The organism is Zestomonas ipomoeae (genome assembly GCF_057128665.1).
On the sequence record NZ_JBSKHQ010000010.1, the window covers coordinates 114528 to 133612 of the forward strand.

At 64.6% G+C, this 19085-nt stretch carries 16 protein-coding genes; 10 read left to right on the plus strand and 6 right to left on the minus strand.

Going from position 1 to position 19085, the window contains the following annotated elements; genetic code table 11:
* Positions 1-6: 6 nt before the first annotated feature.
* From sctS to ACWKV7_RS12950, 10 genes are all read left to right on the plus strand, one after another.
* The gene (sctS, locus tag ACWKV7_RS12905; RefSeq protein ID WP_483858081.1) at positions 7-261 is read left to right on the plus strand and encodes a type III secretion system export apparatus subunit SctS; all 255 of its coding nucleotides are present in this window, start codon (positions 7-9) and stop codon (positions 259-261) included.
* A gap of 275 nt (positions 262-536) precedes the next feature.
* The gene (gene sctT, locus ACWKV7_RS12910) at positions 537-1337 is read left to right on the plus strand and encodes a type III secretion system export apparatus subunit SctT (RefSeq protein WP_483858082.1); all 801 of its coding nucleotides are present in this window, start codon (positions 537-539) and stop codon (positions 1335-1337) included.
* Positions 1334-2431: a type III secretion system export apparatus subunit SctU gene (gene sctU, locus ACWKV7_RS12915; protein WP_483858083.1), complete on the plus strand. Its 1098-nt coding sequence runs from the start codon at positions 1334-1336 to the stop codon at positions 2429-2431. Before sctT ends, sctU begins: the two co-directional genes overlap by 4 nt.
* Before the next feature lie 585 nt (positions 2432-3016).
* Positions 3017-3250 (plus strand): hypothetical protein, encoded by a 234-nt coding sequence (locus ACWKV7_RS12920; protein WP_483858084.1) that lies wholly within the window; start codon positions 3017-3019, stop codon positions 3248-3250.
* Between the two features lie 738 nt (positions 3251-3988).
* On the plus strand, positions 3989-5251 hold the full coding sequence (locus tag ACWKV7_RS12925) for a DUF6531 domain-containing protein (RefSeq protein ID WP_483858085.1): 1263 nt from the start codon (positions 3989-3991) through the stop codon (positions 5249-5251).
* A 566-nt stretch (positions 5252-5817) separates the two neighbouring features.
* The gene (locus ACWKV7_RS12930) at positions 5818-6921 is read left to right on the plus strand and encodes a DUF6531 domain-containing protein (RefSeq protein WP_483858086.1); all 1104 of its coding nucleotides are present in this window, start codon (positions 5818-5820) and stop codon (positions 6919-6921) included.
* Between the two features lie 25 nt (positions 6922-6946).
* Entirely contained in the window at positions 6947-9622 is a 2676-nt protein-coding gene (locus tag ACWKV7_RS12935) for an RHS repeat-associated core domain-containing protein (protein ID WP_483858087.1), read from the plus strand.
* On the plus strand, positions 9619-9864 hold the full coding sequence (locus ACWKV7_RS12940; RefSeq protein WP_483858088.1) for a hypothetical protein: 246 nt from the start codon (positions 9619-9621) through the stop codon (positions 9862-9864). Before ACWKV7_RS12935 ends, ACWKV7_RS12940 begins: the two co-directional genes overlap by 4 nt.
* A gap of 286 nt (positions 9865-10150) precedes the next feature.
* Positions 10151-14683, plus strand: coding sequence for an AvrE-family type 3 secretion system effector (locus tag ACWKV7_RS12945; RefSeq protein ID WP_483858089.1), 4533 nt, complete (start codon positions 10151-10153; stop codon positions 14681-14683).
* A 22-nt stretch (positions 14684-14705) separates the two neighbouring features.
* Positions 14706-15068, plus strand: coding sequence for a type III secretion system major pilin HrpA (locus ACWKV7_RS12950; protein WP_483858090.1), 363 nt, complete (start codon positions 14706-14708; stop codon positions 15066-15068).
* 185 nt (positions 15069-15253) lie between these two features.
* Here ACWKV7_RS12950 and ACWKV7_RS12955 read toward each other — a convergent pair whose 3' ends face one another.
* Genes ACWKV7_RS12955 through ACWKV7_RS12980 form a run of 6 tightly spaced genes read right to left on the minus strand, consistent with a single transcriptional unit; the run spans position 15254 to position 19018 of the window.
* The gene (locus ACWKV7_RS12955) at positions 15254-15685 is read right to left on the minus strand and encodes a type III secretion system chaperone (RefSeq protein WP_483858091.1); all 432 of its coding nucleotides are present in this window, start codon (positions 15683-15685) and stop codon (positions 15254-15256) included.
* A gap of 14 nt (positions 15686-15699) precedes the next feature.
* The gene (locus tag ACWKV7_RS12960) at positions 15700-16083 is read right to left on the minus strand and encodes a type III secretion protein HrpV (protein ID WP_483858092.1); all 384 of its coding nucleotides are present in this window, start codon (positions 16081-16083) and stop codon (positions 15700-15702) included.
* A gap of 6 nt (positions 16084-16089) precedes the next feature.
* A complete protein-coding gene (hrpT, locus tag ACWKV7_RS12965; RefSeq protein ID WP_483858093.1) occupies positions 16090-16299 on the minus strand; it encodes an HrpT family type III secretion system protein in 210 nt (69 codons plus the stop codon).
* A complete protein-coding gene (sctC, locus tag ACWKV7_RS12970) occupies positions 16296-18386 on the minus strand; it encodes a type III secretion system outer membrane ring subunit SctC (protein WP_483858094.1) in 2091 nt (696 codons plus the stop codon). The genes hrpT and sctC overlap by 4 nt, the downstream gene beginning before the upstream one ends.
* Complete coding sequence (locus ACWKV7_RS12975; protein ID WP_483858095.1) at positions 18379-18810, minus strand: type III secretion system chaperone; 432 nt, start codon at positions 18808-18810, stop codon at positions 18379-18381. Before ACWKV7_RS12975 ends, sctC begins: the two co-directional genes overlap by 8 nt.
* Positions 18797-19018: a serine kinase gene (locus ACWKV7_RS12980; RefSeq protein WP_483858096.1), complete on the minus strand. Its 222-nt coding sequence runs from the start codon at positions 19016-19018 to the stop codon at positions 18797-18799. The genes ACWKV7_RS12975 and ACWKV7_RS12980 overlap by 14 nt, the downstream gene beginning before the upstream one ends.
* Positions 19019-19085 lie beyond the last annotated feature (67 nt).

Genomic DNA, 19085 nt, shown 5'->3' on the forward strand with positions numbered 1-19085 from the left:
GTGGCGATGGACGCCCTGGGGCTGTTCAAGCAAGGCATGCTGCTGGTGGTGATCCTCTCGGCGCCGCCGCTGATCGTGGCGGTCATCGCCGGCGTGCTCACCTCGCTGGTGCAGGCGCTGATGCAGGTGCAGGACCAGACCCTGCCGTTCGGCATCAAGCTGGTGGCGGTGGGCATCACCCTGATCCTCACCGGCCGCTGGATCGGCGGCGAGTTGATCCAGCTGATCAATATGGCCTTCGACATGATGGCCCAGACATAGGGTCTGCAAACGGTTCGCCACGGCCGCGACGCACCTTTTTTTGCGCGTAGCTGGATGTGAGGAGAAAACTCGATGATTTCCAACGAAACATTGGTGGCTGCCCGCCGCGCAAAAACAGGCACGTCCCTGCGGGTGGGGCCGCCTAGGCTGCGCGACATATCACCAGCTGTCGTTGCAGGACTTGGCAAGGGAGCGACCATTCCCTGCGTCCTGCGCCTAACCTGGCACCATTTGGCGCAGCAACGCGACTCGCGCCGAAACGTTAGCAGACCCTAGTGGAACACTCGATCTTCTCGCCGCTGTTCGAGCTGCTGCTGGCGGTGGCCCTGGGCATGGCACGCATCTACCCCTGCGCCTACCTCATTCCGGCGTTCTGCTTCGAGCACGTGCGCGGCTTGCCGCGCCACGCGGTGGTATTCGCCCTGGCATTGCTGCCGGCGCCGGGCATTCGCGCCGGGCTGGTGATGGCCGACGCCAACTGGCTGACCGTCGGCGGGCTGATGTTCAAGGAGGTCGCCCTCGGCATGCTGCTCGGCGTGCTGCTGGCGATGCCGTTCTGGCTGTTCGAATCGGTCGGCGCGCTGCTCGACAACCAGCGCGGCGCACTGATCGGCGGCCAGCTCAACCCGGCCCTCGGCCAGGACGCCACGCCCATCGGCCACCTGTTCAAGCAGATGACCATCCTCCTGCTGATCGCCACCCTCGGCCTCGGCACCCTGACCCAGGTGCTCTGGGACAGCTACCTGATCTGGCCACCGACCGCCTGGTTCCCGCAGCCGGCGGCGGAGGGCTTCCCGGTGTTCCTCGGCCTGCTGGCCGACACCCTGACCCACCTGATCCTCTACGCCGCGCCCTTCGTCGGCCTGCTGCTGCTGGTGGAGTTCGGCATGGCCCTGCTCAGCCTGTACAGCCCGCAACTGCAGGTGTTCATCCTCGCCATGCCGGCCAAGAGCCTGATCGGCCTGGCCTTCCTGCTGTTCTACCTGCCAACGCTGTGGGACCTGGCGGTGGACCGCCTGAGCCTGCTCAAGGACCTGCGCCACAGCCTCGGCCTATTGTTCCAGGTACCCGGATGAGCGAAAGCAGCGGCGAAAAGAACCAGAAGGCCACGCCGAAGAAGGTCCGCGATGCGCGCAAGAAAGGCCAGGTCGGGCAGAGCCAGGACATCACCAAGCTGCTGATCCTGGCGGCGGTGGCCGAGGTGGCGCTGCTCATGTCCGCCCGCAGCATGCAGGCGCTGGAACGCATGGTGGCGTTCCCCATCGCGCGCATGCAGCAGCCGTTCGAACGCGCCCTGGAAGAGGTACTGGCCCAGGCCGGCGGCGTGCTGATCGGCTTCGCCTTGACCACCGTCGGCCTGGCCATGGTGCTGCGCCTGGCCGGCAGCTGGATGCAGTTCGGCTTCCTGTTCGCCCCCGAGGCGCTGAAGCCCGACTTCAACCGCCTCAACCCGGCCAACCAGGCCAAGCAGATGTTCTCCGGTCAGTCGCTGATGAACCTGTTCATGGGCCTGGTCAAGGCCATCTTCATCGGCTCGGTGATCTATCTGGTGACCCTGCCGGCCCTGGGCGCGCTGATCGGCCTGGTGCATGGCGACCTGCCGGGCTACTGGCAGGGACTGGTGGCGCTGTTTCGCCGCGTGCTGCACATGAGCCTCGGCGTGCTGCTGGTGCTCGCCGCCGTCGACTTCGCCTTGCAAAAATACTTCTTCGCCAAGCGCCTGCGCATGAGCCACGAAGAAGTGCGCAAGGAATTCAAGGAACTGGAAGGCGACCCCCACGTGAAAATGCACCGCCGCAGCCTCGCCCGACAGCTACTGGAACAACCGGCAGCCAAGCCCAAACCGGTGGAAGAAGCGGACATGCTGGTGATCAACCCCACTCACTTCGCCGTCGCCCTCTACTACCGCCCCGAACAGACCCCGCTGCCGCAACTGATCGACAAAGGCGCCGACGCCGACGCCCGCGCCCTCATCGCCCGCGCCCAGGCCGCCGGCGTGCCGGTCATCCAATGCGTCTGGCTGGCCCGTACCCTCTACCGCGAAGACCTCGGCCGCTTCATCCCCCGTGACACCCTGCAGGCCGTGGCACAGATCTACCGCGTCCTGCGCGAACTGGATGACGAGGCCCGGCGCAACGTCATCGAAATGCCTGATCTCGGCCAACGCTGAACCGAAAAGCGGCGCCCAACCCCGTGTCTTGTCGGTTGTGGTTGAGCGCAGCGAAGCCCAACAAGGGCACGTAGTGCCCTCGAGGGAGCCCTGTTGGGCTTCGTCGCTTCGCTCCTCAACCGCAACCTACGGAAGATCGCAGCCCAAAACGCAGGACCCAAGTTAGGTTGAGGGGCGCTCTTCCCCGAAGCCCAACGGGGGCATCTCGCTATCTTCAAGCGCTTGCCCAGCCTCACCATCAGCGCTAGAGTCACGCCCGCCACGGTCAATCCCGTGGCCGGGCGTAGGAACCCGGATATTGTTCGAGGCGCGACAGCGCCATAGCCGCAACCGCAGCAGGCGCTTTTTTCATGCCTGTTGTTCGCTTGCGCGCATCTATGGCGGGCCGTGTGAGGCAGGCTTCGGCCTGGCCGGTTCCCTCGGACGCCGGTTCCTACCCTTGCACGGTCCGCCACCCATACCCGTAGGAAGGTCGGATGGCGGTTCCATAAACCGTTCCGAGGAGCATAAGGAAAATGCACTATCCCCCTTTTACCCACGCGATACCCCAGGCTGCCCGTTCCACCTCCCGTCAGGAGGTGCGCCATGCCTGACCTCCAACCGCTACCCCCCAGGCTGAGCCACCTCGCCTACGCCAGCCCCACCCAACTCTGCGAAGTCGCCTCCCTGCGCCTGGCCGCCGTGCAGGCATTGTTCGAAGTCCTGCTCCGAGAAAGCCGCCCGGACGGCGCACGCATATCCCGCCATACCCTGTCATCGGCGCGTGCGTTGTTGGGGGATGCCGAGGCGTTGTATGGGAGGGCGTTGGGCAAGGGCTGAGCTAATCCCAAGTGGTCCCACGCAGAGCACTGATCGTTCCCATGCTCTGCGTGGGGGACGCACCCCTGGACGCTCTGCGACCCCTTGGCCCTGCCTGTTCAGATTCGGCGCCTGCCGGCTGGGCGCATGCGAGGGACGGCCTGGGGTGTGATGATTGTCACAAAACAAACTCCGCTCAACGAGCAACGCTGCCGCAGATTGCCCCGTAGTCATTACCATTCGCCGCCCCACCTCAAAGGGATTTGAAAAATGCACGCTTCAGTTCTCGACAGATTTATGTTCTCGCTTCCTTGCTTACCCATGCCCCATGGGGTGGGTAGCTGTACCGTAGGTTACTCAGTAAATAATAAGTTCTCTTACAGAAGGAAAAGTATTTAATGCCTTCTTTCGTCTCTCGTCTCTCTGCTTGTATTAGTCAGTTCGTTGGCCATGCAAGCCATGCTTTTAATGGCTCGACTTTATGTGGGCGTTCGTTTGTTAGGCGCCAGATATTTGCCTTGGTTGCTCTAGCTATGCTTCCCTGCAAAGTTTTTTTCGGTGGAACAATACTACTGGATCATTAATCGCCCTGGGGCCGAAAGACATTCGTCTCCGGAAGCCGCTTGTTTTGCTGACCTTGATAGGCAGGAGACTGATTATGCCGCCCGGGGGCCAGGAACTATTAGGTTTATAGAGAGAGTTGGTGCTTACGCATATAACAGTTCTAGTCGAGCTTATATTTACAAGTGCGGTGGTGCTTTGATCCGGTCGTGGGTTCCCAATGTCCGTGTTTTTGCCGATGACTGGGCGGCGCTTGCTCGATATGGCGATTATTGTGAGAGCGGTATTAACCATAACCCCACCACAGGAGCATGCAGGGAAGATGAGCAGAAAGGCCCATCCAATCTATGCCCTAGCTCCACTGCCGGCAACCCCATCAACTTCGCCATCGGCAACAAGTTTCAAATCGAAACCGACTACCACGCCGGTGGCAATTCGGCACTGAACTTCACCCGCAGCTACAACAGCCTCGACGGCCTCTGGCGCCATCGCTATTCCACTTATCTGCGCTTCGCTGGCACGCAGTACGTGTCGGTGGTCATGCACCACGGCCGCGAGTCGTTCTTCACCGTCAGCGGCAGTACGGTCACGCCCACCTCCGCCGACCTGGGTGTGTTGAGCAAGACCACCAACGGCTGGCAGTTCGTTTCCACCGACAACGAGCGCTTCAGCTTCGACAGCGCCGGTAAGCTCACCCAGTGGAGCAATGCCCAGGGTGCGGTGCATCAGCTCAGCTATGCCGGCGGCCAGGTCACCGTCACCGACAACCTCGGCAATAGCCTGAGCTTCACCGAGGACGCCAACCGTCAGCCGCTAACCCTGACCGCCCCTGGCGTGCAGATCGCCTACAGCTACGACGCCAATAAGCGTCTGACTTCGGTCAGCCGCACCGTCGGCGGCCAGACCACCCAGCGCCAGTACCATTACGAGGACAGCCGCAACAACGCCCTGCTCACCGGCATCACCGACGAGCGCGGCGTGCGCTATGCCACCTGGAGCTACGACGACAAAGGCCGGGCCATCTCCAGCGAACACGCCGACGGCGCCGAGCGGGTGACTGTGGCCTATAACAGCGACGGCACTGTTTCCGTGACCAACGAACTGGGCAAGGTGACCAAGTACCGCTTCCAGTACATCAAGGGCGTGCAGCGCATCACCGCCATCGAAGGCGAACCCTCGGCCAACTGCCCGAACAGCAACTCCACCTTCGCCTACGACGCCCGCGGCCTGCTGACCCGCAAGACCGACAACAAAGGCCACATCACCACCTACACCTACAACGCCCGCGGCCTGGAAGAGTCCCGCACCGAGGCCTACGGCACCCCGCAGGCACGCACCATCACCACCGAATGGCACCCGACGCTGTTCCTGCCGCTGACGGTGACCGAGCCCGGCCGGGTGATCCGCTACCAGTACGACGACCAGGGCCGTTCGCTCGGCCAGACCACCGAATCCCTATGAAGGTGCGCAAGAATTAAATGCAAATATCCAATATTGAAGAAACAATTGTTCGTTCCCGCGCTCCGCGTATCGACGGTTTAGCCAGTCGGCCAATGATTCTGTTCAGGTGGCGCACGCTTAGTGTGTTTTCCTGCTTTTTGCTTTTTTCGCTACTCGCACTGCCAAGGCCCTCCTATGCTGTTGAGTATTATTGGCTTTCCTATACCTCCAGTATCCATACGGCAAATGCTGGAAACATTGAACTAATGTATACGCCTTATCCGGATGCCATATCCTATTGTTCTGCATATGCTGGTGCGTATGCTTACAACACTAAAGAGGTGATGTGGCGTGTCACCGGGTTTGCTGTGATCTTTAAAAGCGATATTCGTGCCGAATGTCGAGTGAGCCTTCATTCCGTTAATGCTCCCCATCCTTCCACTACCTCCGTTACTTACTTATTCGGACGCTATGGCGATTCATGTCCTACCGATAAGATTCTTAATCCAACGACAGGAGGTTGTTCGGTTGACCCGGATAAAGGTCCGCCTCCTTCGGCCTGCGATGTCAGCAACACGCCGCCCAGGATGTTCGCCCTGAACCCCGTCAACTTCGCGATTGGCAATAAGTTCCAGGCGGAAGTGGATTATCAGGCCACTGGGGCTTCCCCACTGGAGTTTGTCCGCAGCTACAACAGTCTCGACGGTCTCTGGCGACACAATCACTCCAGTCACCTGCGCTTCGCCGGTAGTCACATTGCCGTGGTTTTGCACCATGGTCGCGAGGCGTTCTTCACGTTCGACGGCAGCACGGTCAAGGCGACCTCGGCTACCGAACTGGGTCGTTTGAGCAAGCGCAGCGATGGCTGGCAGTATCTGGCTACGAACAATGAACGCTTCGTCTTCGATACCACTGGCCGCCTGAGCCGCTGGAGCGATAGCAACGGCATCACTCAGTCTCTGACCTATGCCAATGGCACGATCACCGTCACGGATCATTTGGGCAACCGCCTTTCCTTCACCGAGGATGCCCAGCGTCAACCGCTGAGCCTGAACGCCGGTGACTTGAGCATCAGCTACGCCTATAACGCCAACAAACGCCTGGCCTCGCTTACCCGCACCCGCAACAACCACAGCGAAACGCGCCAGTTCCACTACGAGGACAGTCGCAACAACGCCCTGCTCACCGGCATCACCGACGAGAGCGGTGTGCGCTATGCCACCTGGGCCTATGACGACCGGGGCCGGGCCATCTCCAGCGAACACGCCAACGGTGCCGAGCGAGGCACGGTGAGCTACAACGCCGATGGCTCCTCCAGCGTGATCAACGCCCTGGGCAAAAAGACCACCTACCGCTTCCAGACCATCGGCGGCATCAAGCGCATCACCGCCATCGAAGGCGAACCCTCGGCCAACTGCCCGAACAGCAATTCGACGTTCGCCTACGACAGCCGCGGCCTGCTGACCCGCAAGACCGACAACAAGGGCCACGTCACCACCTACGCCTACAACGCCCGCGGCCTGGAAGAGTCCCGCACCGAGGCCTACGGCACCCCGCAGGCGCGCACCATCACCACCGAATGGCACCCGACGCTGTTCCTGCCGCTGACGGTGACCGAGCCCGGCCGGGTGATCCGCTACCAGTACGACGACCAGGGCCGCTCCCTCGGCCAGACCATCGAATCCCTTTAAAACACCGACAGAAGGAACTGCGCCGATGCGCCTGACCCTTTCCCGCTCCCTGCTGGCCGTAGCGCTGGCCGGAGCCCTCTGCCTGCCGGCCCAGGCCGCGACCCGCAGCTGGAGCTACACCTACACCGCCCAGGGCCTGATCGAAACCGCCGACGGCCCGCGCACCGACGTGCAGGACGTTACCCGCTACGCCTACGACGAGCGCGGCCGACTGACCCAGGTGACCAATGCCCTCGGCCACGTCACCCGCCTGGCCGACTTCGACAGCTACGGCAACCCGCAGACCGTCACCGACGCCAATGGCGTGGTCAGCACCCTCACCTACACCCCCCAGGGCTGGCTGGCCTCGGTCACCACCGCCAGCAGCACCACCGCCTTCGAGCACGACGCGGTGGGCCAGATCGTCCAGCTCACCCGCGGCGACGGCAGCTGGCTGCGCTACAGCTACGACGGCGCCCGCCGCCTCACCGCCATCCAGAACAACCTCGGCGAAACCCTGGAATTCGACCTCGACGCCATGGGCAACCGCACCGCCCAACGCATCAAGGACGCCAGCGGCAGCCTCACCCAGCAACAGCGCTGGGTCTACGACGAACTCGGCCGCCTGCTGCGCAGCATCGGCGCCGCCGAACAGACCAGCCAGTACCGCTACGACCTCAACGACAACCCCGAGCAGACCACCAACCCGCGCCACTACAGCCACACCCAGGCGTTCGATGCGCTGGACCGGCTGGTCACCGTCACCGACCCGCTGAACGGCGTCACCCAGCTCGACTACGACGCCCAGGACCGCGTCACCCAGGTCAAGGACCCGCGCGGCGTCACCACCCGCTACGTCTACGACGGCCTCGGCGACCTCAAGCAACTGATCAGCCCGGACAGCGGCACCACCACCTACGTGCATGACGCCGCCGGCAACGTGGTCAAAAAAACCGACGCCCGCGGCGTGGTCACCGAATACCAGTACGACGCCCTCAACCGCCTCGTCGCCAAACGCTACCCGGCCAACCCGGCGCTCAACGTCCAGTACCACTACGACATGACCGCCAACGGCAACCGCGGCATCGGCCGGCTCACCGCCGTGCAGGACGCCAGCGGCGTGCTCGGCTACAGCTACGACGAGCAGGGCAACCTGACCGAACAACTGCGCTCGGTGGTCATCAACGGCAACGATCAGTACGACCGCCTCGGCTACGCCTACGATGCCGCCAACCAACTGACCCGCATCGACTACCCGGCCGGCTTCAGCGTGCACTACCGGCGCAACGCCGCAGGCCAGGTCAGCGCCGTGGAGCTCACCGTCGGCAACGGCCCGGCGATGCCAGTGGCCAGCGGCATCGCCTACCTGCCGTTCGGCCCGCTGAAAAGCCTCACCTGGGGCAACGGCGTCAGCCTCAGCCGCCAGTACGACCAGGACTACCAGCTACGCCAGCAAAGCGTCGGCCCCTGGCAGAGCCAGTACCAATACGACCCCAACAGCAACATCAGCCAACTGAACAGCACGTTGTTCGGCAACCTCAGCTATAGCTACGACGCCCTCGACCGCCTCACCGAAGAAAAACGCGCCGACCTGCAGCAGCGCTACAGCTACGATGCGGCGGGCAACCGTACCGGCAAGCAGCGCACACCAGTGGTCAACGGCCAGGCCCAGCCCGGCACCAGCACTCCCTCCCAGTATGGCGCCACCCACAACCGCCTGACCGAGCACAACGGCCAGGCCGTCAGCAGCGATGCCGCCGGCAACCTCACCCAGGACCGCGCCAACCGCCAGCTCGCCTACGACCAACAGGGCCGGCTGAGCAGCGTCACCGTCAACGGCCAAGTCGTCGCCAGCTTCCGCTACAACGCCCTCGGCCAGCGCACCCACAAACAAAGCGCCCAAGGCCTGACCACCTTCCTCTACGGCCCGGACGGCCAACTGCTGGGAGAGACCCTGTACAACGCCCAGGGCCAGAAGCAGAAGGCCCAGTTCTACCTCTGGCTGGACAGCCTGCCCCTGGGCGGCCTGACCCTGACCTACAACGCCCAGGGCGCCATCGCCAGCAGCACCCCGTTCTACCTGCACAGCGACCACCTCAACACCCCTCGCGTGGCCACCAGCCAAAACCATCAAATCATCTGGCAATGGCAATCGGATGCGTTCGGGGTGGGGCAGGCCACCGGCACCCTGGCCATGAACCTGCGCTTTCCGGGGCAGTATTTCGATCAGGAGACTGGGCTGCACTACAACTACTTCAGGGATTACGATCCGGAGACTGGGCGGTATGTGGAAAGTGATCCGATTGGGTTGAAAGGCGGCCCAAATACCTACGGGTATGTGGAGGGAAACCCAATTACACGAATAGATATTTGGGGGTTGATGGGCAGTACTGGGGTTAAGCCGAAACCACCTGCTCCCCCGGAACCAGAGCCCGAAGAGAAATGTGATTGCGAAGAGACGCTAAATACTTGCTTAATCTTAGTTGACTGGTATCCAGCAGCTTCTCGTATTGCAGGAGGGTTACTTGGCGCCGCAGGAGGGCGTGCTGCTGCTACAGGCGGAGCTATTCCCGCGGCAGGAGCGACCTCAGTGGCTGGCGCCGGGCCCCAGATAATTGAGGCGACGACTGGGATGACCCATAGTGGCCTCATACGTGGGTGCTTCGCTGGATACGAACGTTGTAAAGCGAGATGTGACTGCGAACCAGAGGGGGCGAAATGAGACTTGGTGTTTTAGCTGGGTACGTCTTTTCAGTTATAGCAGTATTTACTTGGGCGGAAATGGGTAGTTCTGAAGTTTCAGAAAAACTTTCCCGGATTTATCAAATAGTTCCAATAGTTTTTTGTGTGACATTTGCAATATTTTCTTCTTATATTTTGAGGGTGGAAAGAGAGCTTAATAAACTTAGGGGGTTGCAACAAAAACCAACCTTGTCCCAGGATGTAAATAACCAAAGCAATTAGCCTGGAATTTTGGTGGAAACCGCTTTGCGAGTTTCCACCCTGATTCAGTCATCGGTAGGGTGGACAACGCGAAGCGTGTCCACCACTGCTGAGAATGGGCGTCTGCAAGCTCCATCCTGCCCCTGCCTTTCCTCCGGAATTCCTGCAAACAAACGCGCAGGTCTGAACCCCATCGCCACATCATCGCTATGCCTGACCTCGACTCCGCCAAACGGTGGAACCGGGACGTGAACGCGCACCACTCAGGGTGCAACTTCCCGTCCGTATCGTCAGAGGAACGGCGTCCATGCGAGGCATTTCCAACCCTTCGGTTCATCAGCAGCAGGCCGTGCAGCAGGCGCAGAATTTGCCGGCGAATCAGGGGCTGCACCAAGGGCCGGCGCGCCGGACCCTGGGGCAGCGTTTCTTGGGGTTGTTTCGGCGGGGGCAGCAGGCGCAGCCGCCGCAGGTGCAGCAGGGGGCGACGCGGTCGGCGTTTCATGCACGGCTCAGCCCGCAGGTGGAGGGTGGTCGGTTGCGGCTGGCCAATTCCTTCGCAGGGGAGGCTATCGAGCGGCAGTTGAATCAGCCGCACAAGCTGTATTCCCATGCCACGGCGGACACCAGCGGGACGCGCATCCAGGTGCGCCAGGTCAATGGCCCGCAGGATCAGCGCGAGGCGGTGCATATCCAGCAGACGCCGGCGGCGGTGGCGGTGCTGAAGACCAGCCGGCCGGCGCAGCTGGCCAATGCGCAGCAGAATCCCGATGGCGAGGCGGCTTTTCCGGCCAGCCCTGGGCGTGCCCATCTCGGCCTGGTCAGCGGCATCCACAGCGATGGCGAGGGCAAGCAGTTCCGCCTGCATGACGGGCGGCTGCATCAGTTCGACCGTGCCACCCATAGCTGGCAGCCCAGCGATGACCGGCGTTCGTACAGCCGCATCATCCGTCTGGGCGATGGCCAGTTGTATTCGCTGCCGCAAGGGATGGACGACTTCACCGGCGTGCATGAGCTGCAAGCCGAGTTGCGCACGCAAAATGGCGTCTCCCGCGTGTTCATTGGCGACGGGCAGAGCGATGAGCGCCATGAGTTGCGCCTGAAGGGCGCGGATGGCCAGCAGGATTTCCAAGCCAAGAAAATTGGCTTCTCCGGGGATGGACAGACGCTCTATGCCAGCGACGAGCACGGCGCGCTGTATCGCGACGACCCCGAGCATTCGGTGATGGTCAGCCCGCAGGGCGGCCGCCTGGCCATGCGCGCGGTGCCGCAGCCGGAGCTGGAGCGTGCGCTCGGCGGGCGGGTCAGTGTCGAGGGCTTCATGCACGGCGACAACGGCGAACTCAATGCGCTGGTGCGCGACCGCCATGGCCAGGTGCACGCCTGTAGCGTCGACGATCAGGGCCGACTGACCCCGCAGTGGAACCTCAGCGATGCGTTGGTGATGTGCAAGGACGAAGGCCTGCCGGCACCGCGCGATCCGCAGGGCAGCGCCAGGCTGGACCTCGGCCCGCGGGGTAAGGTGGCCCTGCACGAAGGCCGCCTGCACGGCTGGAACGAGCAGACCCAGAGCTGGACCGCCAGTGCCCATCGCGTCGAGCGCCTGGATCGCGGCCTGGACGGCAAGGGCTATGCCTTGCAGAACGGCGAGCTGAAGTCGGTGGATGCCAGCAGCAGCGGCGAAACGCTGCGCCGCGGCGCCAGCCATGAGCTGCGCCCGACCGGCAAACGCACTCAGGTCGATCTCGGCACCAGCCTGGCCGGCAGCGCAGACCGCCCGCTGGCGGGTTTCGCCGTGGCCGACGACAAGCACTTCGCTACGCTCGATCAGGACCATGTACTGCGCGTGCATGTCGAGGGACGCGAGACCGCTCTGGCGTTCCCCGCCAACGCCGGCCGGGTGCAGTCGCTGGCGTTGGATCATCAGCAGAACCTCTATGCGCAGAGCGAGAGTGGAGCCATTCACAAACTGGCCAAGCAGGATTGGCAGAAGGTATTTCCCGAATCCCATTGGGTCGAACAGCCACGGCCCGGTGACCAGCCGGCGCAGCCGGGCTCGCTGCGCACCGGGCCGGACAAGCAGCCGGTCGCCCGCTTCGACGGCCACGATCACCGGCTGGCGGAGTCGCGCAATGGCCCGGCCACCTGGCAGCCGCTGGCGCCCGAGAGCGCTGACTCGGGTGCGACGCTGCAGCAACGACTGGAAGGGCACCATCGTCCGCGCAAGCTGGGTCGGGCCAATGTGACGGCGACCAGCCATGTGCTCGGCCAGACCACCGAAGGCGCCAAGGTCAAGGAGCGCGGCATCTTCCGCGGGCTGCGTGCGCACTTCCACCCGATCGATTCGGTGAAGCAGACCGGCCTGGACATCCAGCATCACTTCAAGGGCCGCCAGGGCTTGCGCGATGTCTACGCCGACGAGACCGCGCTGCTGCAGCGCCTGCCGCAACTGGCCGGCGGCCAGGAGCGCGCGGTGGACCTGGAGCAGCGGCTCAACGACCTTAACCTGCCGCCCGAGGCGCGGCCGTTGCAGCAGGCGATGCAGGGCCTGCGCGAGGCGGTGGAGACGAGCAGCCAGCACAATGCGGTACGCCTCGGCCAGTTGCACGGCATCGTGAATGACCAGGGGCTGGTCAAGGAGCAGTTCCGCCCGTCGCTGAAGTCACGCATCCAGAGCGGGCTGAATCGCGGAGGCCGGCACCGGGTCACCGAGCAGTTGCACGATGCCTTTCACAACGTCGCGCCGTCCGCCAGCAACCCGACCCGCACGCTGCTGCGCACCTACCGTGACAATGGCCTGCACCTGTCCCACCGCAGCCTGGACAAGGTGCGCGACAAGGGCGACCGCTCGGCGCTGGTCAAGGATCAGCTGATCTTCGATGCCCATACCCTCGGCGAGCTGCACGCACTGACCGACGCGCTGGAGCAGGCCCAGCAGAACGGGCAGGTCGATCCGGACCGCCTGCGTGAACTCGGTGAGCGCTTCGATGCGCTGAAGAGCAGCTACCAGGACAGCGATATCCGGGTGTTCAGCGATGCCAACATTACCAGCCATGGCCAGCTGGAGCGGCTCTACGACTCGCGCAAGCGCTTCGCCCATTCCCTTGGCAGCAGCAACCAGGCGCTGAATCTCAATACGCGGCGGGCGTTGAAGACCAGCGCCAACGACGTCGATGGCGCGCTGGTGGACAGCATTCGCAAGATGGACGCCGGCGAGTCCGTGGCCCTGGCGCGAAGCAAGGGCACGAACCTGACTACCCCCTATTTTTCCACCGGTGCCATTCCCCATGTCTGGTTCGCCGGCGGCTTGGCGATGGAGAAGAGCCAGGGGGTATCCATCGCCCGCACCGACAAGGGGGCCGATCTGAAGCTCAGCGGCGGCCAGAGTCGCACCGTCAATGCGTTGATAGGCGCCGGTCATTTCGAGGGCCTCAGGGGCGGGGCCGGATTGGAAGTGGGTGTATTCGCCGGTGCCGAGCTGACCGGCAGCCTCGGCCACAAGCGCGAGTTCGACTTGGCGATGTCGGTCAAGGAGGGGGATCTTGCGCGGGTGCTCGCCAACCTCACCGACAAGGACGCCTCCCTGGCGGAGCTGGTCAAGATGGGCAGCGAGCACAAGGCCACCGAAACCAGCAAGCTTACGGCCGATATCGACCTGTGGGGGGGCGCCGAGGTCCGGGCCAATGTCGGCAACCTGCCGTCGGCCACCGCCTTCATGCGTTCGTCGCTCGGCCCTGCGTTCAACCTCAATCTGTTCCATGGCGAGCGGCGCGAGGCCACCAGCCACGGCCCCGACGGCGAGCGCTCGCACAATGTGAACAAGGACCGGCAGTTCCTGCGCAAGGGCGATATCGGCGCCAACCTGCGCCCGGTACAGGGGGCGGTGACGGTCAACGTCGACAAGGACGCGGGCATGTTCAGTCGGGTGCCGATGGAGCTGTCTGCGAAGATCAACCTCGATCGTAGTCGGCAGCAGTCGTTTACCGTCGGCTTCAAGCTGGCGCAGCCGGTGACCGAACAAGCGGTCGACGACCTGCGCGCCACGCTGCGTCGCGAGTTTCCCGCCGAGCGTGGCCAGCCGGCGCTGGCCGGTGCGGCCAACGGCGCCGATGTGTCCGCGCAGTTGCAGAGCCTGCAGGACTGGCAGGCGCAGTTACCGGCGCAAACCCGCGCCAATCTCAGCGACGAGCAGCACCAGGCGCTGTACGAGCTGGGCCAGTTGCACAACCAGCAGACCGCCGCCAGCGAGAACCGCCGGCAGTTCAGCTCGGCGGAGCGCAGCATCACCTCCACCAGCCTGAGTAACCGCAAGCTGTTCGCCAAGTACCGTAAGCCCGACGAAACGCATACCTGGCTGAACGAAACCGCGCCGGCCAACCGTGCGCAGATCCGCGAACTGCTGGGCAGCGACCCGCGCTTCGCCGGGCTGGTCAGGGCGCTGGAGCAGGGCAAGGGTACCGAGGCCTCGGTGGTGCTGGAGCTGAAGGACAGCGTGCGCCAGGGCATCGAGAGCCGCTGTGCCGCCGGGCAGGACATCGACCGCGAGCTGCGCGAGGCGCTCACCAATCGCGACAACCTGCGGATCAAGTCCATCACCGTCAAAAGCACCGCCAGCCAGAGCCACAACATGGCCACACCGACGCCGATCTGGAGCGTCAGCAGCGGTGCGTCCCTCAGCCATACCCGCACCCAGGGCAAGATCGACTTCAAATATGGCCATAACGAGGATCGTCCGCTGTCCTACAGCCTGGACGGAGAGATCGCCAAGCAGGGCGTGGCCACCGACCTGATCCGCGCCATGGGTCGGGAAGAGAACATCAGCGTGCGCAGCGCGCTCGGTTGAACTGGCCTCGGAGGATATTGCCATGCAGATTCAGCAGACCTCGGCGGCCAACGCCGCCGCCATCGGCAACCATGCGGGCGGCCCCGGCGCCTTGCGCCAGCAGCCGCGCGTCCCCCAGCACCGCAGTACCCATAGCCTGATGCAACGTGGCATGCACGGGCGCCAACCCACGGGTCTGCAGCAGCTCGACGGCCCCGTACCGTCGGCAAGGCAGGCGCTGGACGACGCCGAACGCAGCAATCAGGCCGCCATGGCCATGAATGCCCAGTTCAACTCACAGAAGACCCTGGCCGACACCCTCAACGGCATGCTCAGCGGCATGGCCGACTCCGCCAGCAAGGCGATCAACGCCAGCAGCGAGGCGGCCAAGGGCATCCGGGTGTGATCACCCGACCGCGGCGCGTAGGTTGTGGGGGGCGGTAGGCTGCGGCGGGGCGCGTAGCCTGAGGAGCACAGCGACGAAGCCCAACGCTGGCGGCGTGTGGGATGCCGGCCTGCGGGGGAGCGCTGTGCGCTCCTCGTTGGGCTTCGCTCAACGCCAACCTACGGGTGTGTAGATTGCCGACGTCTTCAGGCCAGGCTGGTGCGGCGTGGGGTGGTGCCGGGTTGCGGTTTGCCCAGCAGATCGCGGGTTTCCTGTACTTGGGCGATGAAGCCCACCACCCAGTGGCAGAAGCGCTCTTCGCCGAGCCCTTCCAGCGGGCTTTGTGTGCACAGGCGCACCTCGCCACGCTCGTCCAGCGCCAGCCAGCAGCCGCGCAGGGTGTCCAGGCGGAAGTTGAGTTCCAGCAGGCGCTTGTGCGCGTCCGCGCCGTGCAGCGGCACGTCGAGGGCGCAGTGCAGCACGGCGGCGTCGCTGTGGGGCGGGATTTCGATCACGGCGGCTTCCCGGCCCTGGGCGTCGTACAGGGCACAGACGCCCTCGTCCAGGCTGAGGTCGGCGTTCAGGTGCTGGCCGAGCGCGGCCATCAGGCGTTGGGTCTGCGGTTGGTCGGTTGGCATCTAAGGGCCTCGCTTCAGTAGGTGGGCGGACGGTCGTCCAGGTGCTCCAGGCCCACCAGCGACAGCTCGCGGCTCTGGATGTCGTCGAGCAGTTCGATGGCAATCGGCTGCTCGGGCAGGGCGTGCCAGATCACCAGCGCGCGCTGCGGGTCGAGGAACAGGAAGAACTGGTCGAATTCCAGCGGGTCCTGGAAACGGCGCTCCAGCGCCAGGCTCAGCTGGTTGGGCTGCAGCGCGTGGCTGTGCACTTGCAAGGCCAAGCCCAGGCTATGGGGCTCCTGGCGCAGGCAGAATTCGATGCCGGGCGCCAGCTCCCAATGGGCGCGCAGGCCGGCGGCGACCGACTCCTGGAAGTCGCGCTTGCAACTGCTGGCGCTGGTCTGGCTGCTACGGAACATGGCCGCTCATTCCCCGAGGCGCACGCTGGAGTGGTCCACCGGCTGTTCCGCCGTGCCGAGCCCGCCGCGCATGCCGGGCGACCACCAGATCACCAGTCTGCGCGGCGTGGAATCGGCGCGCTCGCAGGCGGCGCCGTAGCAGCCGGCGTGGCTGGCGCAGCCGCCGAGCAGGCTCAGGCCGAGCAGTGCCAGGGCCAGTCGCGGGGTCTTGTTCATGGCACGGTTCTCCGGGCAGTGTCTAGCAGGGATGTGCGTGGGGGGCGCTGGCGGCTCGCCGGCGGCCGCATGGCGACGAACACTTCGGCCTGCTCGCCCGGCTCCAGCCAGGCGTGCGGCCAGACGCTGACGGCCAGTGCGCGCCGCCCGCCGCAACCGGCCTCGTCGAGGCGCAGGCGGCGCTCGCCGGTGTTGCGCACCACGGCGACGGCGATGCCGTAGTCGTCGCCGGCGAACCATTGCGAGCGCTGCGGATCGAGGCTCAGCTCCGCCGGCGTATTGCACAGCGTCTGCGGTACATAGGGCACGGCCGCTTCGCTGAAGCCCGGCGGCACCTCGCCTTCCACCAGGCTGGCGAGGGCCACGGCGATCTCCTCGCGACCGATCTGCCGCAAGCCCGAGCGGCGTGCCTCGACGCGGGCCAAGGCGCTGTCGACCCGGTGCCGGTCGGACTGCGCCAGGTAGCGCGACGGGTCGATCTGGTCGCCGATCAGCCGTGGGGTGAGGATGAACAGCCGCTCGCGGCGGTTGGTCTCGCGGCGCGTGGAGGAGAACAGCAGCTTGCCCAGGTAGGGAAGGCTGCCCAGCAGCGGCACGCGCTGTTCGCTGTCACCGGTTTCCTCGACGTGGAAGCCGCCGATCACCAGCGAGCGCTTTTCGCCCATTACCGCCTGGGTGCTGACGCTGCCGCGGCGCACGCTGGGGGTCGACTGGCCGGCCTGGGATTCCTCGATCAGCCCGTCCTCGATATCGACCACCATCTGGATCAGGCTCGATCCCTCGGCATCGATGGCGTGGGGCACCACCTGCAGGCTGGTGCCGGCGGTCACCGGGACGATGTTGGCGACCCGCTCGCCGACCGCGGTGAGGTATTCGGTGCGGCTGAAGTCGATCACCGCCGGCTGGTTCTCCAGGGTCAGGATCGACGGGTTGGCCACCACCGAGGCGACCCCCTTGCCTTCCAGCGCGCGCAACTGGGCGAAGAAGTCGCCGTAGTCCTGGATGAACAGGGTGGACGAGGCGCCCGGCGCCAGCAGCGAGGCGCCGCCGATGCGGTCGCCGCTCTCGACGTTCCAGTTCGAGGCCAGCTCGGCTAGCTGGGTGCGGTCGATGTCGACGATGATGGCGTCGATCTCCACCAGCTTGCGCGGCACGTCGAGGTCACGCATGACCCGTTGGTAGAGGTCGCGGCGCTTGGGCCCGTCATAAATCAGCACCGCGTTGTTGCGCACGTCGGCTTCGACGCGGATCTTGCCGCCACCCTTGCCAGATGTGGGCAGGCGGCTGCTGCTGTCCTGGCCGATGCGGCTGATCAGCATCTGTTCCAGCTGGTTCTCGCCCATGCTCTGCACGCCCTGAAGCGCATTCATCGGGCTCGCGCCACTGCTGTTCGGCAGCGGCATGGCGTTGTTGCTGCGGCTTTCCAGCAGGCTGCGCAGGATGCTGGCGACGCCGGGAATGGTCAGGGTCTCGCCGCGGTAGCTGATGTTGCGGTCGGCGGCGCTGGCATAGCGCAGCGGGAAGCTGATGATGTCCTGCTTCTGCTCCTCGGTCTCCCGCTGGCGGGTGAAGCGGCTGACCAGCTGCACGTAGCGCTTGGGCCCGGAAACCAGCACCACGCCTTCGTCGGGCAGCTCGCCCCAGCCGAAGCGCTTGTCCAGCAGGCCGATGTTGGTCAGCGCCTGTTGCAGGTCGGGCACCGCGTCGGCGGAGATCTCCAGGCGCGCCGAGTCCTGCTGGTCGAGCGGGCTGACGTAGAGGGTGTTGTTGTAGACGAACCACTGGAAGCGGTGCTCCAGTGCCAGCCGGTCGAGGAACGCCTGTGGGTTGTCGGCGCGCAGCTTGCCGCTGACCTCGCCATCGAGGTTGCCGTCGATGTCGAGGATCACCCCGAAGGTGCTGGCGAAGTCGCTGAGCACACCTTCCAGCGGCGTGTTTTCCTCGGCCTCGTAGGCATAGGCGGTGCTCTTCCAGCCGTCCGGTACGGCGGCCTGGGCCGTGCCCCCGAGGATCAGCAGCAGCGGCAGCAGGTATAGCGAACGACGCCAACGGGCGGACAAAAACTGCATGGACCGCATCTCAGGCATAACGGGTTCCTTTTCCGATCAGACCGGGCGGCAGGTTCAGCGGCCGCGACAGCACGGGAGTGGGCAGCGGCTCGCTGGCGAGCATCGATTGCCAGGTATCGCGCTGGTTGAGCAGGGTTTCCAGGGCATCGAGCAGGTCGGCGCTGGTGCAGCCCTCGTCGAGCCGGTGCAGCAGCCAGAGCTGGCCGTCGGCGGGGTCGCGGGCGAGGGCGCCGGGGAAGCGCGCGAGGCTCGGCTGGCCGAGGCGCAGGGCATCCTGCAGCTGGGCTTCGCCCGTCTGGCGCAGCATCAGGCGCGCGCTGAGCAGCACGCCCTGCTGCAACCGGCGCAGGTGAACCGGGCCGTCATCGGCGCTGAAGACGAAGGGCTCGTCGCCATTCTCCAGCCATTGGCTCAGCGCGCGGCCAAGCTCATGGCATTGCATCAACGATGGCCTTGGCCAGGTTGTGCTTGATCACCGTTTCCTGGTTGACCGCGTAGCTGGCGGCGGACATCTGACGCATGGCTTCGACGAAGCTGTGCATGTCGTCGAGGGAATAGCCCTCGGCGCCCATGGCGATATCGTCGAGGTTGTCCTGGGCCTGGTCGAAACGGGTATCCAGGCGGCGTTGCACGGCTTCGAACGAGGGCATGGCGAATTCCTCCGGGTGTTTTGCCCTCTGTGGCCGCTGCGCTGCAAACGGTTCCACGAAACCTGGG

Excerpts from the sequence above, each read along its gene's own strand:
- ACWKV7_RS12940 (WP_483858088.1), top strand. The coding sequence starts at position 9,619 with ATGAGACTTGGTGTTTTAGCTGGGTACGTCTTTTCAGTTATAGCAGTA.
- ACWKV7_RS12935 (WP_483858087.1), top strand. The coding sequence starts at position 6,947 with ATGCGCCTGACCCTTTCCCGCTCCCTGCTGGCCGTAGCGCTGGCCGGA.
- sctC (WP_483858094.1), bottom strand. The coding sequence starts at position 18,386 with ATGCCTGAGATGCGGTCCATGCAGTTTTTGTCCGCCCGTTGGCGTCGT.
- ACWKV7_RS12955 (WP_483858091.1), bottom strand. The coding sequence starts at position 15,685 with ATGCCAACCGACCAACCGCAGACCCAACGCCTGATGGCCGCGCTCGGC.
- sctS (WP_483858081.1), top strand. The coding sequence starts at position 7 with ATGGACGCCCTGGGGCTGTTCAAGCAAGGCATGCTGCTGGTGGTGATC.
- hrpT (WP_483858093.1), bottom strand. The coding sequence starts at position 16,299 with ATGAACAAGACCCCGCGACTGGCCCTGGCACTGCTCGGCCTGAGCCTG.
- ACWKV7_RS12980 (WP_483858096.1), bottom strand. The coding sequence starts at position 19,018 with ATGCCCTCGTTCGAAGCCGTGCAACGCCGCCTGGATACCCGTTTCGAC.
- ACWKV7_RS12920 (WP_483858084.1), top strand. The coding sequence starts at position 3,017 with ATGCCTGACCTCCAACCGCTACCCCCCAGGCTGAGCCACCTCGCCTAC.
- ACWKV7_RS12975 (WP_483858095.1), bottom strand. The coding sequence starts at position 18,810 with ATGCAATGCCATGAGCTTGGCCGCGCGCTGAGCCAATGGCTGGAGAAT.
- ACWKV7_RS12945 (WP_483858089.1), top strand. The coding sequence starts at position 10,151 with ATGCGAGGCATTTCCAACCCTTCGGTTCATCAGCAGCAGGCCGTGCAG.
- ACWKV7_RS12960 (WP_483858092.1), bottom strand. The coding sequence starts at position 16,083 with ATGTTCCGTAGCAGCCAGACCAGCGCCAGCAGTTGCAAGCGCGACTTC.
- sctU (WP_483858083.1), top strand. The coding sequence starts at position 1,334 with ATGAGCGAAAGCAGCGGCGAAAAGAACCAGAAGGCCACGCCGAAGAAG.
- ACWKV7_RS12930 (WP_483858086.1), top strand. The coding sequence starts at position 5,818 with ATGTTCGCCCTGAACCCCGTCAACTTCGCGATTGGCAATAAGTTCCAG.
- ACWKV7_RS12950 (WP_483858090.1), top strand. The coding sequence starts at position 14,706 with ATGCAGATTCAGCAGACCTCGGCGGCCAACGCCGCCGCCATCGGCAAC.